The 13,405-nt window shown below is 69.3% G+C and carries 15 protein-coding genes; 9 read left to right on the top strand and 6 right to left on the bottom strand.

Going from position 1 to position 13,405, the window contains the following annotated elements:
• The 4 genes from I1A62_RS29260 (at nucleotide 1) to I1A62_RS29245 (ending at nucleotide 2,829) form a co-directional block, all read left to right on the top strand.
• A complete protein-coding gene (locus I1A62_RS29260; protein WP_124390711.1) occupies nucleotides 1–351 on the top strand; it encodes a metallopeptidase family protein in 351 nt (116 codons plus the stop codon).
• A 150-nt stretch (nucleotides 352–501) separates the two neighbouring features.
• Nucleotides 502–807, top strand: coding sequence for a PE family protein (locus tag I1A62_RS29255; protein WP_087561195.1), 306 nt, complete (start codon nucleotides 502–504; stop codon nucleotides 805–807).
• A gap of 34 nt (nucleotides 808–841) precedes the next feature.
• Nucleotides 842–2,038, top strand: coding sequence for a PPE family protein (locus tag I1A62_RS29250; protein ID WP_124390712.1), 1,197 nt, complete (start codon nucleotides 842–844; stop codon nucleotides 2,036–2,038).
• A complete protein-coding gene (locus I1A62_RS29245; RefSeq protein ID WP_219455743.1) occupies nucleotides 2,035–2,829 on the top strand; it encodes an ESX secretion-associated protein EspG in 795 nt (264 codons plus the stop codon). The genes I1A62_RS29250 and I1A62_RS29245 overlap by 4 nt, the downstream gene beginning before the upstream one ends.
• Before the next feature lies 1 nt (nucleotide 2,830).
• Here I1A62_RS29245 and I1A62_RS29240 read toward each other — a convergent pair whose 3' ends face one another.
• The 4 genes from I1A62_RS29240 to I1A62_RS29225 form a co-directional block, all read right to left on the bottom strand.
• On the bottom strand, nucleotides 2,831–4,234 hold the full coding sequence (locus tag I1A62_RS29240; protein ID WP_124390714.1) for a lipase maturation factor family protein: 1,404 nt from the start codon (nucleotides 4,232–4,234) through the stop codon (nucleotides 2,831–2,833).
• Nucleotides 4,235–4,317: 83 nt separating this feature from the next.
• Nucleotides 4,318–4,989, bottom strand: a complete 672-nt coding sequence (locus I1A62_RS29235) for a histidine phosphatase family protein (protein WP_124390715.1) — start codon at nucleotides 4,987–4,989, stop codon at nucleotides 4,318–4,320.
• The gene (gene pheA / locus I1A62_RS29230; RefSeq protein ID WP_124390716.1) at nucleotides 4,986–5,903 is read right to left on the bottom strand and encodes a prephenate dehydratase; all 918 of its coding nucleotides are present in this window, start codon (nucleotides 5,901–5,903) and stop codon (nucleotides 4,986–4,988) included. Before pheA ends, I1A62_RS29235 begins: the two co-directional genes overlap by 4 nt.
• Before the next feature lie 54 nt (nucleotides 5,904–5,957).
• Nucleotides 5,958–6,650, bottom strand: a complete 693-nt coding sequence (locus tag I1A62_RS29225) for a hypothetical protein (protein WP_124390717.1) — start codon at nucleotides 6,648–6,650, stop codon at nucleotides 5,958–5,960.
• Nucleotides 6,651–6,764: 114 nt separating this feature from the next.
• Between I1A62_RS29225 and I1A62_RS29220 the strand changes: the two genes are divergently transcribed.
• From I1A62_RS29220 to I1A62_RS29205, 4 genes are all read left to right on the top strand, one after another.
• Nucleotides 6,765–7,529 (top strand): DUF2470 domain-containing protein, encoded by a 765-nt coding sequence (locus tag I1A62_RS29220; protein WP_219455742.1) that lies wholly within the window; start codon nucleotides 6,765–6,767, stop codon nucleotides 7,527–7,529.
• Between the two features lie 37 nt (nucleotides 7,530–7,566).
• Nucleotides 7,567–8,385, top strand: a complete 819-nt coding sequence (locus I1A62_RS29215; RefSeq protein WP_219455740.1) for a CPBP family intramembrane glutamic endopeptidase — start codon at nucleotides 7,567–7,569, stop codon at nucleotides 8,383–8,385.
• A 260-nt stretch (nucleotides 8,386–8,645) separates the two neighbouring features.
• Nucleotides 8,646–9,863: an LCP family protein gene (locus I1A62_RS29210; RefSeq protein ID WP_225857985.1), complete on the top strand. Its 1,218-nt coding sequence runs from the start codon at nucleotides 8,646–8,648 to the stop codon at nucleotides 9,861–9,863.
• Nucleotides 9,864–9,886: 23 nt separating this feature from the next.
• Nucleotides 9,887–10,438 carry a ferritin gene (locus I1A62_RS29205; RefSeq protein WP_192581772.1) on the top strand — a complete coding sequence of 184 codons (552 nt, stop codon included), beginning with the start codon at nucleotides 9,887–9,889 and terminating at the stop codon, nucleotides 10,436–10,438.
• A 9-nt stretch (nucleotides 10,439–10,447) separates the two neighbouring features.
• On the opposite strand, the gene I1A62_RS29200 is transcribed toward I1A62_RS29205, so the two are convergent.
• Nucleotides 10,448–11,638 carry a lipase family protein gene (locus I1A62_RS29200; RefSeq protein ID WP_124390722.1) on the bottom strand — a complete coding sequence of 397 codons (1,191 nt, stop codon included), beginning with the start codon at nucleotides 11,636–11,638 and terminating at the stop codon, nucleotides 10,448–10,450.
• 228 nt (nucleotides 11,639–11,866) lie between these two features.
• Here I1A62_RS29200 and I1A62_RS29195 point away from each other — a divergent pair, with 228 nt between their 5' ends.
• The gene (locus I1A62_RS29195) at nucleotides 11,867–12,412 is read left to right on the top strand and encodes a ferritin (RefSeq protein WP_124390723.1); all 546 of its coding nucleotides are present in this window, start codon (nucleotides 11,867–11,869) and stop codon (nucleotides 12,410–12,412) included.
• A gap of 68 nt (nucleotides 12,413–12,480) precedes the next feature.
• Here the strand turns inward: I1A62_RS29195 and I1A62_RS29190 are convergent, their stop codons facing one another.
• Entirely contained in the window at nucleotides 12,481–13,395 is a 915-nt protein-coding gene (locus I1A62_RS29190; protein ID WP_124390724.1) for a DUF5926 family protein, read from the bottom strand.
• Nucleotides 13,396–13,405: the final 10 nt, after the last annotated feature.

Below are 13,405 nucleotides of genomic sequence, written 5' to 3'. Positions count from 1 at the left end.
GTGGCGGTGAGCATGACGCCCGACCGATTCGAGGAATTGGTGGGCGACGCACTCGATCTGATCCCACCCCAGCTCGCGGCCGCGATCGACAACGTCGTCGTCCTGGTCGACGACCGCAACGACGAGGACCCGTATCTGCTGGGCCTCTACCACGGAATCGCGCTGACGGAACGGGACAGTCATTACGGCGGATCGCTGCCCGATACGATTACCGTCTATCGCGAGGCCCTCCTCGAAATCTGCAGTTCGGAGGAGGAAGTCGTCCACGAGGTAGCCGTAACCGTCATACACGAGGTTGCGCACTACTTCGGGATAGAAGAAGATCGCTTGCACGAGCTCGGCTGGGGATGAACGGTTTTCCCGAGAAGAAATTTCTCGGGATCGGGGGGAACCGAAGAGCGCGGTGCGGCGTCCAAGTGTGTAGGGACAGCTGCACATGCAGTTCGTTTGCCGGGGGGCAACTGCCTTCCGCCTGCCTAGGTCAGAAGGAGTTCGACGCACATGCCAGATCTGCACGTCGCACCTGAAGCACTCGTCGCCGCCGCCGTGGAACTCGACGCGCTCGCGGCGCGTCTCGAGACAGCGGTCGCTCTCAGCTCCGCGGCCATCCGCGTGCTCCCCTCCGGGAGCGAAGAGGTGTCCCTGCACGCGGCCGGTTACTTCAACACCGTCGCAAGCACGTTCACCCCCGCTGTCGCGCAGGGCATCCTCGAGATGCGCGAGACCGCGAACACGCTCCGCACCCAGGCCGCGTTGTATGTCGCCGAGGACGTCGCGCTCGGCGCGACCCTCGCTGCGGGCATGTGACGGCCGGCGCCTCGAAACCACCAGGAGATCAGACATGACCATGGGACTGACAGGTGTCATCTGGTTGCCCCGCGGGGCAACCGTCAACTCGACCACTCTCATCGCGGGCGCGGGACCGGTGCCGCTGAGCGTGGCGAGCGCGGCGTGGACGGCGCTGTCCACCAGCTTCGTCGATGCCAACCTCACGCTGGTCCGCGTGATGGCCGAACTCGCGGCCGGCTGGCAGGGTGTGTCCGCGGTCGCGGCACTCGCGAAGATCACGCCGTTCACGGTGTGGACGGCCGAATGCGCGGAACTCGCCGCGGACACGGCCGCGAAGGCAGGCCTCGAAGCGGGCGCGTACACCACCGCCGCGCTGATCATGCCGAGCATTCCCGAGATCGTCGCCGTGAAGACCGCGAAGGCCACCGCGTACACGACGGGTGGCGCGCTCAACGGCACCGCCGCGGCCGCGGAGGCCGCCGACCGTGCGATGGACATCCGCGCGGGGCTCGTGATGGAGGGTTACGAGGCCGCGTCGAACATCCTGGCGCTGAAACGCACCTATCGGCAGCCCCCTCGGATCGTCACCAAGGCCGATTCGAAGGAGGTCGGGAGTTTCGACGAAATCCCGTCCGACGGTGAATTCGATCCGACGCGCGCTGCCGCGGCCGCTGTGATGGCCGTGGGCCAGAATCCGGCCGTCACCACGGCCGCGTCGCAGGTCGGCAGCATCGCGGGCACCACCGTCTCCACCGCCACGTCGGCGGCGAGCAACATCGGTGGCGCGGCGTTGTCCGCGGTCACCGGTGGCGGCGCCCCGATGACGGTCGGTGCGCCGATGCTGTCCGGTGGCTCGTACGGCGGCGGTTCCGCGGCGACCAGTGCCGCGGCGGCCCGCACCTCTGTCGGTGGCATCGCGGCCGGCGCGGCAGGCGGGGCGACGCTGCCCGAGGGCTGGGGCCGGGCCGACGGCAGCGGCCAGGGCGCACGGCCCGGCGCACCGGCGGCCGCACCCGGCGGGGTGATCGGAGACGTTCGCGCCGACGTGAACCCGGCCGCGGCGGCGCGCGGCGGCACCGGCAACGGACCGATGTCGGTCGGTCGCGGGGCGGGCGCGGCCGGTTCACAGGACGACGACGAGCGGGAGACCCCCGACTACCTGAAGAACTTCGAGCACTTCTCGGACGGACGCACGGTCATCCCCTCGGTCATCGGCGCGAACCCCGACCACCGGGAGTCCGGACGGTGATCGACCTGGGCACCCAGCCGGGCGTACCGACCCTGCCGGCGGTGACCCTGAGCCTCGACGAAATGGATTATCTCGTCGACACGCTCGCGCTCGACGTGCTGCCGGTGGTGCTCGACGCCACCCCGCGGTACGACACGTACGACGCCAGGGACGCCGCGTTCCGCGGCGCCGCAGGCACCCTCGCCGCCCGGGATCTGCTCCCGGGCGGTGGGGTCCACCCCGAACTCGCCGACCGACTGCGGGTTCTGGCCCGGCCGTTGTGGGAGATCGCCCTGCGCTGGTACGTCGACGGCAGCATCTCGAGACTGTGCGTCTCCCAGGGTGAGGCACTGTCGGTGCTGGCGCTGCGGGCCGGCGACACGTACGTCGTCCAGGATGCGGGCACCGACATCTTCGCGCCGGTGATCGGCGCGCTGGGGGCGGTGGAACCGATGAACGTCGGCGTCGTCAACGCACCCACGGCCTCGCTCGGCGAGGCCTTCGATCAGGGCGGGGACGGCAAGTCGCTCGCGGCCGCGCTCGCCGCGCTCGGTGTGCCCGCGGTCGACGCGACCGTACTGGGCAACGCGATGGCCGGCTGCACCACCTACGCCGAGATCGTCGGAATCGTCTACGGCGACGGGCAATACGATCCGGTTGGCGGCCCCGTCACGGTGTTCGACACAGGGGCCGGGCGCATCGTCGGCACGTCCAGTGTGTCCGCGCACGGGGTGGCGTGGTCGTCGCTCAGCCCCGGCACCCCGCAACGCCTGCGGCAGGCGCTGGAGTCGCTGGCCGACCGGCTCCGCTGACTCATACCGGTTGCCGCTTCCACCACGCACCGGTCTCGCGGCGCTCTTTCCAGGTGGTGAACTCGTACCGGTACATACGGGCACGCACGTGTTTCGGCGGCCGATCAGGGAACGGGTTGTACTGCAACAACTTCAGGGTATCCGGGTCGTTGCGTAGCAGCCGCTCGACGAATCCCCGGAACCACGGTTCGGCGTAGCCGGGCGAGATCGCCGTGAACCAGAGCAGCCAGTCGAGCCGTAGGTGATACGGCGCGAACTGGCGCGGTCGCCGGTTGACGTCGCCCGGTTTCCCCTTGAAGCCGTACTCCTTCCACTCGGAATGCACGCCGAGGTGGGCGTCGGACGTACCCTCCACGATCACCTCGTACCGCACCCGGGTGATGCTGCCGAACGCTCCGTACGTGTTGACGAAGTGCCATTTGTTGAACGACGCATTCATCCGCTGCCCGTGGGAGATCAAGTTGCGAATCGGCCAGTAACTCAACACGACGACGAGCGTGGTCACCGCGATCACCAGCGCGGCGAACGGGACGGGCGCCGAGTCGCTGCCCGCCGGGACGTCGAGGGGCAGCACCGCCTCGTACACGCTGTCGGGGACGACGGACAGGCCGAGCACGATGGTCGTCCAGTTCAGCCACGAGAAGTTACCACTCGCCACCAGCCACAGCTGGGTGACGATCATGATCGTCGCGGCGACGGCGGCGACCGGTTGCGGCGCGAACAGCCCGAACGGCACCACCAACTGAGCGAAGTGGTTGCCGAGTACCTCCACGCGGTGCAGCGGCTTCGGCAGCCGGTGGAAGTACCAGCTGAACGGTCCGGGCATGGGCTGGGTTTCGTGGTGGTAGTACAGGCAGGTGAGGTTCTTCCAGCATCGGTCGCCGCGCATCTTGATCAGCCCGGCTCCGAATTCGAGGCGGAACAGCAACCACCTCAGCATGAGCAGCACCAGGATCGGCGGCCCGACCGACGCGTTGCCCAGGAAGATCGCCAGGAAACCCGCTTCGAGCAGCAGCGACTCCCAGCCGAAGCTGTACCAGAGCTGGGAGACGTTGACGATCGACAGATAGAGCACCCACAGGGCGAACCACACCAGCATGCACACGGCGAGCGGGACGACCTGCGTCAGACCGAGCAGCGCGGCGAGGGACAGTCCGGCGCCGGTCCAGCAGATCCCCTCGAAGAACCGGTCCGAGTAGTGCAGGTGGAAGATGCTCGGCGAACGCGTGAACGGGACGACGCGGAGAAACCTCGGGATGGGCAGCATCCCGGTGCTGCCGACGAGCGGCCGGAACTGGTTTCGCGCGGCCAGGAACGCGACGAGGTAGATCGCGGCGAGCCCCTCGGTGACGAGCAGCCGACCGAGCGAATAGTTTTCGCCAACGAACCAATCCACCGCCGTCACTCCTCGAGGACGGTTTCCTCCATCGTCGCGCAACCCCGGGTTGCGCGCAACGACGCCGACCGGCGGCGATCAGGTCGCTGTTGTCACCCCATCGGGTCGTCGGCGCCGGGGATCACCCGGTGCTCGAACGGCGGCTCCACGGTTCCCCAGCGCACGCACGCCCAGCCGCCGCCCGCGAGCGGGGTCAACTCCACCGTCTGGGTGTTGGCCAGGTGGTTGTTGGCGGCGAACAGGCCGGGCACCCCGGCGAGTTGTGCTGCCACGAGCCGGATGGCGGCGCCGTGGCTGACCAGCACGACGTCGCCCGAGGCCGCCGGGTCGTCGAGGTACTGCTCGCGCAGGGAGTCCACGACCGGGACGTACCGGTCGAGGATGTCGTTGGCGGATTCCCCGCCGGGAACCCGGGCGTCCAGTTCGCCGGTGTGCCACAGGTGGAACGTCTTCATGAACAGCTTGTGCGACTCCTCGTCGCTGCGGTCCTCGAGTTCGCCGGCCTGCGCCTCGTGCAGTCCTTCCCGCACCTGGACGGCGATGCCCGATGCCAGTTCCACGAACCGCGCCGTCTGCCGGGCGCGCAGTGCCTCCGAGGACACGAGGGCGGCCGTCGTCGCCTGCGCGGCGAGGTCGTTACCGAGCCGCTCCGCCTGGGAGAGTCCTTCGGGTGTCAGCCGGGCGCCGGGCAGCCTCGTGTCGAGCCTGCGCTCGACGTTCGCCTCGGTCTGCCCGTGCCGAACCAGGATCAGCTTGCCGCTCACGATTCCCTCTCTCCCTGACGGATTCGTTCGATCCAGTCCGCCGCGTCTCCGTCGGACGGCGGGGGCGGGCCGCTCGGGTTGGCGGCGGGCCAGGACCCGAGGAACCGCACGTGCGACTTCCGGTGCAGCGCACGGAACGCCTCGGCGACGAGCGGGTCGTCGATGTGCCCGATGCAGTCGACGAAGAAGCGGTAACGGCCGGGGGTGGTGCGCACCGGGCGTGATTCGATGCGGATGAGATCGATTCCGCGCGTCGCGAACTCGGAGAGCACACCGACGAGGGAGCCGGGGATGTTGTGCGGTTCGAGGACGGCGGAGGTGCGGTCTCCGCCGGTGCGGGCGGGCACCCGGGTGGGCGCGGTGACCAGAACGAATCGGGTGCGGGCGCTCTTCTCGTCGGCGACCCCGTCGGCGAGGCTGCGCAGCCCGAGCCGTTCGCCGGCGAGTGCGGTGGACACGGCGGCGTCGGCGAGGCCGTTCGCCACGTCCTCGGCGGCACCGGAGTTGGAGGACGCCGTCTGGAGTTGGGCTCCGGGGCAGTTCTCCTCCAGCCAGATTCGCACCTGACCGGCCGCCACCGGGTAAGCCCGCACGGTGCGCACCTGGTCGAGCCGTTCGACGCCCGCCCCGCCGAGGATCGTGAACGCCACGTCGAGTTCGGTCTCGGCCACGATCTGCAGGCGGTCGCCCAGCGCGAGCGTGTCCAGGGTGGGCACCACGGCCCCTTCGACGGAGCTCTCGATGGGAACGACGGCGCCGTCGACGACGCCGTCACGCACCATGGCCAGGGTGGCGGGCGGGCTCGTCGCGGCCACCCGTTCGACGGGCCCGTCGAAGGCACCCGCGGCCTCGAGCTGGGCGAGCGCCATCTCCGTGAAGGTTCCCGATGGTCCGAAATACGCGATCTTTGGCACGCCTACGAGATTACGCACCGAGCGTTGACGGTCCGGCGCATTGACGGTGAATGTTTACCGCAGACCTGCGTCCGCCAGCTCACGGGCGACGAGCACCGGGTCGTCGACCTCGACCCCGAGCAGCACCTCGCGGACGGCCTCCGCGGCCTCGGGGATCAGCGAGGTGAGCCTGGTGGGATCCGGGGTCGCGAGCGCCGCCCGCACGTCGTCGCCGCGGAGCGACGCGACCGTCCCAGACAGCAGCGCGAGCACCTCGGCGGTGTCACGTGCCCGCGCCACGTATCCGACGTCGGCGTGCGCGAGGACGGCGAGGAAGTCGGCGACCTCGCCGATGGAGTGCCCGCTCGCGAGTCCCGGGATGCGGCCGGCGTCCGCGAGGTGCTGCGCCATCTCGGCCAGGCCTGCGTCGTCGCTTCCGTCCGCGGTGACGAACACGGCGAGCGGTGACGGCAGCCGCAGCGCGACCGCGTCGCCGAGCTGGGCCGCCGGGCAGTCGAGGTGGAAGCGGACGGCCTCGTAGGAGGCCTGCTCACTGGTGCGGAGAACGGCCGGATCGACGTCGAGCCCCACGATCACACGGCCGGCGTCGGTGCCGACGGCGTCGAGCAGCGCGGACGCCGCGACCACCCGCGGCCCGAATGCGCCGCCGGCGCCCGGGCTCGTGTCCCCGGCACCGCTGAGCAGATCCGCGAGCAGCGACTGCGGTCCGCGGGAGCGCGGGACACCGAGGGAGAGAGGTATGGCCACCGCCCCACCGTATGCCCGTCTCGTGGACCGGAATCTTTTCGGGGTCTTGCCTCGCCGACTCCGTCACATTAGGTTAGGGTTACCTCAGTATCGCGGAACCCTGAAGGAGGCTCCATGCCCGTCACGACCACCGGTCCGTCCACCGCCGAGCGTGTGCGTAGCTCGTGCGCACGGACCCAGGACGCGGTACTCGCCGTCGAAGGCAGCGCACCGACCGTCACGTCGGTCCACCACCTGCGGTCCAGCGGCGACGTCGTCGTCGCGGTGCCCACCGAGTCGGCGGCCGCCACGCTGTCCTGGCTCGCCGGCGGCGGCGGCATCCCGGCCGTGCTCGAACTGACCGACAACTCACCGCTCGCGCTGCGTGAGCCCGTGCGGTCGCTCGTCTGGCTGCGCGGCACCCTCCACGCGCTGTGCGAGGCGCACACCCGCACCGTCGCCGACGAAGTGGCCTCCGAATACCCGCACCCCGGACTTCTCGACGTCGGGCACGATGCGACGCTGCTGCAACTGCGCCTCGAATCGGCGGTGGTCGCCGATTCGAGTGGCGCCGAACCCGTCGCCCTGGGCGATCTGCTCGCCGCCCGGCCCGACCCGTTCTGGGAGATGGAGACCTCCTGGCTCCAGCACCTCGACGAAGACCACCGCGACCTCATCGACATGCTGTCCCGCAAACTTCCACCGCACATGCGGCGCGGACGCGTCCGCCCCCTGGGCCTCGACCGGTACGGACTGCGGCTGCGCGTCGAGAACGAACACGGCGACCGCGACATCTGGATGCCGTTTTCCGCTCCGGTCGACGACACCGTTGCCCTGAGCAGGGCGATCCGGCTGCTGGTGGGATGCCCGTTCGTGAACGGACTCCGCGCGCGCGGCTGACCGGCCTTCCGGCACGCCGCACGCTAGCGTGTGCGGCGTGATCTCGCGCGCAACGCTCACCTCCTGGCTGCAGCCGGCCGCACCCGAACCGGCCGCCCCGGTGGCCACCGGCACCGAGCGCCGCGCCCTGTGGATCGAGATCACGATCGTCCTGCTCGTCACGTTCGGGACGAGCGGGCTGTCGGGACTGCTGTCGCTGACCGAATCGCTGCTGACACCGGGCAACCTCGCCGACCAGGCCGTCGCACTCAACGTCGCCCGCGCCGAGAACCAGATCATCGACGTCGCCCGGCAACTGCTCGGCATCGTGAAACTCCTCTCGTGGGCCGCCCTGGGGCTGTATCTCCTGTGGCGGAGCGGTGTCCGCCCGCGCGACGTCGGGCTCGGCCGATTCCGCTGGCGCCCCGACGCGACGCACGGTGTCGGGCTGGCCGCGCTCATCGGTCTGCCCGGGCTCGGCTTCTACCTGCTGGCCCGGGCGATCGGCGCCAACCTCACCGTCGTCCCCAGCACGATCGGGGACCACTGGTGGCGACTGCCCGCCCTGATCCTGTGGGCGATCGCGAACTCCGGCGCCGAGGAAGTGCTCGTCGTCGCGTATCTGATCACCCGGCTGCGGCAACTCCGGTGGAGCGAGAATTCGTCACTGCTGGCGTCGGCGCTGCTGCGGGGGACGTACCACCTCTACCAGGGCTTCGGCGGCGGGCTGGGCAACGTCGCGATGGGTCTGGTGTTCGGCCGGTACTGGCAGAAGACCGGACGGTTGTGGCCTCTCGTGATCGCGCACGCCACCATCGATTCGGTCGCGTTCGTCGGCTACGCCGCGCTGCGAGGGCACGTCGGCTGGATTCCGTAATCCGGCCGGACCAGTAAAGTCGTGCGGGTGACCGGCGACGCCCCCTATCCTCCGCTGCCGCCCCGTCCGCCTCGGCGGACGCCGGGCGGGCAGCAGGTGCCGCCACCCCAGAACCGCCGAATTCCGCCCCCTGACCAGCGAGTCCCTCCGCAGACGCGGCGAGTGCCGCCGCAGGGACCGCCGCAACAGGGGCCTCCTGCGCCCCGCCCGCGACACCCCGCACCCCGTCAGGGCCCCCGCCGCCGCAGGAGGGCACCCAGGTGATCCGCCGCGACGGCCGTGGCGCCCCGCCGCCGCCCCAGCAGGCGTGGTCGCAGGCCCCGGAACCGCAGCTGTCCCGCTCGGCCCCGCCGCAGGGTCCGCGCGGCTACGCACCCACCCAGACGCCGCAGCCGTACCGCGACGCGCCACCACCACCGCCGCCGCAACGGGTGCCCGACCGGCGTCCCCCGCGCACGCCACCACCACCCCCGCCGCCCGCACCGTCGCGGACCCCGGAGCCGCCGCAGCAGCGCAGGCCCCGGCGGCCACGGCACTGGGGGCGTCGCATCGGCATCCTGTTCCTGGTGCTGGTCCTGGCGCTCGCGGGCATGACCTACTACCTCGACAGTTCGCTGAACCGAATCGACGCACTGGCCGACTACCCCGGCAGGATCGGCGACACCCCCGGCACGAACTGGCTGCTGGTCGGTTCGGACAGCCGCACCGGGCTGACCCCCGAGCAGGAACAGCAGCTGTCGACCGGCGGCAACAGCGGTCCCGACCGAACCGACACCATCATCGTGGTGCACGTCCCCAGCGGCGGCGGCCCGGCGACGATGGTGAGCATTCCGCGCGACTCGTACGTGTCGATTCCCGGCTACGGCGAGGACAAGATCAACGCGTCGTTCGCATTCGGTGGTCCGCAACTGCTGACCCAGACGGTCGAGGAAGCGTCCGGTCTGCACATCGACCACTACGCGGAAATCGGGTTCGGTGGTTTCGCCGGCATCGTCGACGCGATCGGCGGCGTCGAGATGTGCCTGGACACCGCCATCGACGACCCGCTCGCGGGGATCAACCTCGCGCCCGGCTGCCAGGAACTGGCGGGAGCGGAGGCGCTCGGCTTCGTCCGCAGCCGCGCGACCGCGCTCGCCGACATCGACCGGATGAACCATCAGCGGATGTTCATGGCGGCGTTGATGTCGAAGGCCACCAGTCCGGCGACGTGGCTCAACCCGTTCCGTGTCTGGCCGCTCGTCACCGACACCGCCGCATCGTTGCGCGTCGACGAGAGCGACCACATCTGGAATCTCGCCGCACTCGCCTGGGCGGTCAAGGGCGACATGGTCACGACGACCGTCCCGGTCGGCGGTTTCGAGGACGTCGACGGCTCCGGGAACGTGTTGCTCTGGGATCACGACCGGGCGTCGCGGTTCTTCGACGCGCTGGCCAACGACCGTCAGGTTCCGGCCGAACTTGTCACCACCGGTCCGTGACGCCCGGCCGTAAACTGACATCCATGACGCAACCGGCGGCGAAAGCACCCAGCGAGTTCCATGCCCTCCTGCAGCAGCAGATCCGCAACGAATTCACCGCATCCCAGCAGTACATCGCGGTGGCCGTCTATTTCGACTCGCACGCTCTCCCGCAACTGGCTCGCCGCTTCTATTCGCAGGCCGCCGAGGAGCGCGGCCACGCGATGATGATGATCCAGTACCTGATCGACAACAACCTCGAGGTGAAAGTCACCGGCATCGACGACGTGGTCACCGATTTCGACTCGGTGCGCGCCCCCGTCGCACTCGCGGTGGAGCGCGAACGCGCCGTCACGGAACAGATCACCAAGCTCGCCCGCACGGCCCGCGAGAGCGGCGACTACCTCGGCGAGCGGTTCATCCAGTGGTTCCTCGAGGAACAGGTCGAGGAGGTCTCGGACATGCACACGCTCCTGACGATCGTCGAGCGTGCCGGCGACAACCTGTTCGACATCGAGGATTTCATCGCCCGCGAGATGAGCGGCAACGCGCCGGTCCGGCCGGGTGCGCCGAAGAGAGCGGGCGGCGGCGTCTGACCTGACGGGTCAGCAGCGGGTGGGCGCCGGTTCGCCGCGGAATCGCGCGGCCACGTATTCGTAGGCGTCCGGAAAGCCCACCACTGCCGTCGTCATGTGCTCGGATATCTCGTACGGGACGAACGTCAGCCGGGCGCCGGCAGCGCAATAGCGGTGCGCGGTCTCCGCGATCGAATCGAACGGCGTCAGCCCGTCGAGGGTGCCGTGCCACAGGTAGAGGGGCGCGGTCGGGACGCCCTCGAAGTAGCGCAGGCTGTTCTCGCGCAACACCTGGTGCGCACCCGAACTCGCCATGAGGCTGGTGGACGCGGCCAGCTGTCCGGCGCTGCGGAAGGCGCCGTGGAACAGCAGGAACCGGCGGCATTCGTTCGACATCCACTCGCGCAACCACAACCCGGTCTCGTTCAGCTGCGACGAGATAGGCAGCTGCTCCGGGTATTCGCGTTCCAAACCGATCGCGGCGGCGAACGCGAGCCCGAACCCCGGATGCGGATTGAACCCCAGACCCAGGGCCATCTGCTCGAGGTCCGCGGGAATCCCACCCGCCACCACCGCGTCGAGTTTCAATTCCGGCGCATACGTCGGGGCCAGTGCCGCCGCCCACGCGCTGGCCATGCCGCCCCCGGAATAGCCGGCCAGCGCCACCGGGCTGTGCGTCAACCCCAGTTCGGCGACCCGCTGCACCGCCCGCACGCTGTCGAGGGTGATCATGCCGCCGAGCTTTGCGGCGCCGTACGCGCCCGTCGGGCCGAGATGATCGGGCACCGACACCGCCCAGCCGCGCTGCAGACCCAGATACAGGCCCGGCGACTCCTGCAGTTCCAGATTGAACAACGAGTGCGACGGGGCGCATTTGGTGCCCAGTGAATTCACGATCGCCTGATACGACACGAGCGGAGGGTTCGCGACACCGCGGGGAAGCAGCACGGTGGTGACGGCGACGATCGGATGTCCCGCCGAGTTCGTCGACCGGAACGCGATCTGCCACCCGTCGGAGTTCGCATACATCCAGGTGTCGATCCGCCGTGTCCGCACGACGTCGCCGGGATTCAGGACACCGAGGTCGGCGGGGGCCGAATAGAAGGGGTCGGGGTCCGGCCAGGGATACAACGGGTCGGCTTGCGCGGGAACCGGAATCGTCACGCCCAGGAAAAGGACACCGAGAATCAACGCTATCCACGCACTGGATCGTCTCAACAATTGCCTGCCCCTCCGGGCCGCGCCGTCAGAACGGTGTGAATTTTATACAAGGGCCGGCGCCCGGCGACGCGGATTGCGCCGTTCCGTCCCACCGTTCGTCACCAGTTCACGTTAGGAAAATGAAATCAGAATGGTCCCGGAATTAGGTTGACTTTAGTTTGGGAACGCTTGCCAATATTAGGTCGAACTTGGATGACACGTGCTCTGACCAGCGATATTATCCATTTCATGACTTCGACCGACGCGCACAAGACGAAATTCCACGCTCTGCTTCACGACCAGATTCGCAACGAATTCAACGCGTCACACCAGTACATCGCGACTGCCGTCTATTTCGACAACTCCGACCTGCCGCAGCTGGCCAAGCACTTCTACAAGCAGGCCGTCGAAGAGCGCAACCACGCCATGATGATCGTCCAGTACTTCCTCGACCGCGACATCTCGGTGGAACTGTCGGGTGTCGACGCGGCGAAGGGCCAGTTCGAGAACGCACGCGAGCCGATCGCACTCGCTCTGACGCAGGAGAAGACGGTCACCGAGCAGATCGTGCAGCTGGCGAGCACCGCCCGCGAGGAGGGTGACTACCTCGGCGAGCAGTTCATGCAGTGGTTCCTCAAGGAGCAGGTCGAGGAGGTCGCGAGCATGACGACGCTGCTGACCATCGCCGACCGCGCGGGCAGCAACCTGTTCGACCTCGAGGAGTTCGTCGCACGCGAGATGAGCGGCCCGGCAGACACGTCCGGCGCCCCGCACGCGGCGGGCGGTTCCATCTAGGCGGCTCCGCCGCCTGTGAGTGGTTGACGAGTGCAGAGACTCGTTAACCACTCACAGGCGCGAAGCGCCTACCGCAGGGTGACCTGCCGGCCCCGCAGTCCGTCGCGGGCGCGTCGCTCCTCGGTGGTGAGGGGCGCGTCGACGGCCAGGGCCTCGGCCAGTCGCTGACCGAGTTCGACGGTGGCGGCGGCCCATTCGTTCGCGTGCTTCTCACGGTCCAGGTCGAACACCGGGACCAGCAGACCGTGCGTCCGGAACGACCCGGCGTAGCGCGAACCCTCACCGAGGTGCAGGCCACCGGTCGCGTGCACGCGTGCCAGGGCCAGCATCAGATCGTCCTCGTTCTCCGGGCGCACCCAGCGGATGTGCGCCTTCTCGCCCGCGTCGACCCACCACGCGGCGACGACACCCTCGGCCTCGACGCGCGCGGACGGCATGATCGCCGCGTTCGCGTGCTGCACGGTGGTCGCGACCTCGGGGGCCGGCTCCACGCCTTCGGGGATCCACCAGTTGAAATCCTGGTGCACGGTGATGTCGAGCGGGGTGTCCGCGTCGATCACGTCGGCCAGTGCCGGGGTGTCGGATCCGGGGTTGGCGGAGGCCAGCGATTCGCCGGCGGCGGCGTCACGGACCCAGGCGACGGACGCGGCCAGGTCGGCGCCGAGGTCGGCGGAATGCGCCTGGACCTGCACACCGACGAACCCGGTGGCACTGTCCCCCTCGTCGCGGACCAGCGCCGCGACGGCTCCGGGCAGCACCGTCGCGAGCGTCACCGGACGGGACGAATCCTTGACGGGAAGCGGGGCAGTCGCCGACGGGACGAACTCGCGCAGCGCCACCAGATCGCATTCGGCGGTGAGGCCTTCGAACGGCCGGGTCACGGCCGCCGCAGCGCTCTCCCGTTCCGCCTGCCGCTGCGCGAGCTTCTCGGCGCGGCCACTGTCGGGCTTCGGACCACTGTTTCTCTTGCTCTTCTTTGCCACGAGGCCAAAA

It is taken from the genome of Rhodococcus sp. USK10 (genome assembly GCF_019378875.1).
Lineage (GTDB): Bacteria > Actinomycetota > Actinomycetes > Mycobacteriales > Mycobacteriaceae > Rhodococcus_F > Rhodococcus_F pseudokoreensis.
This window is presented reverse-complemented; position numbering and strand designations above follow the sequence as displayed.

Coding starts and splice junctions, on each gene's coding strand:
- I1A62_RS29195 (WP_124390723.1), top strand. CDS start 11,867: ATGACTTCGACCGACGCGCACAAGACGAAATTCCACGCTCTGCTTCAC.
- I1A62_RS29220 (WP_219455742.1), top strand. CDS start 6,765: ATGCCCGTCACGACCACCGGTCCGTCCACCGCCGAGCGTGTGCGTAGC.
- I1A62_RS29255 (WP_087561195.1), top strand. CDS start 502: ATGCCAGATCTGCACGTCGCACCTGAAGCACTCGTCGCCGCCGCCGTG.
- I1A62_RS29205 (WP_192581772.1), top strand. CDS start 9,887: ATGACGCAACCGGCGGCGAAAGCACCCAGCGAGTTCCATGCCCTCCTG.
- I1A62_RS29250 (WP_124390712.1), top strand. CDS start 842: ATGACCATGGGACTGACAGGTGTCATCTGGTTGCCCCGCGGGGCAACC.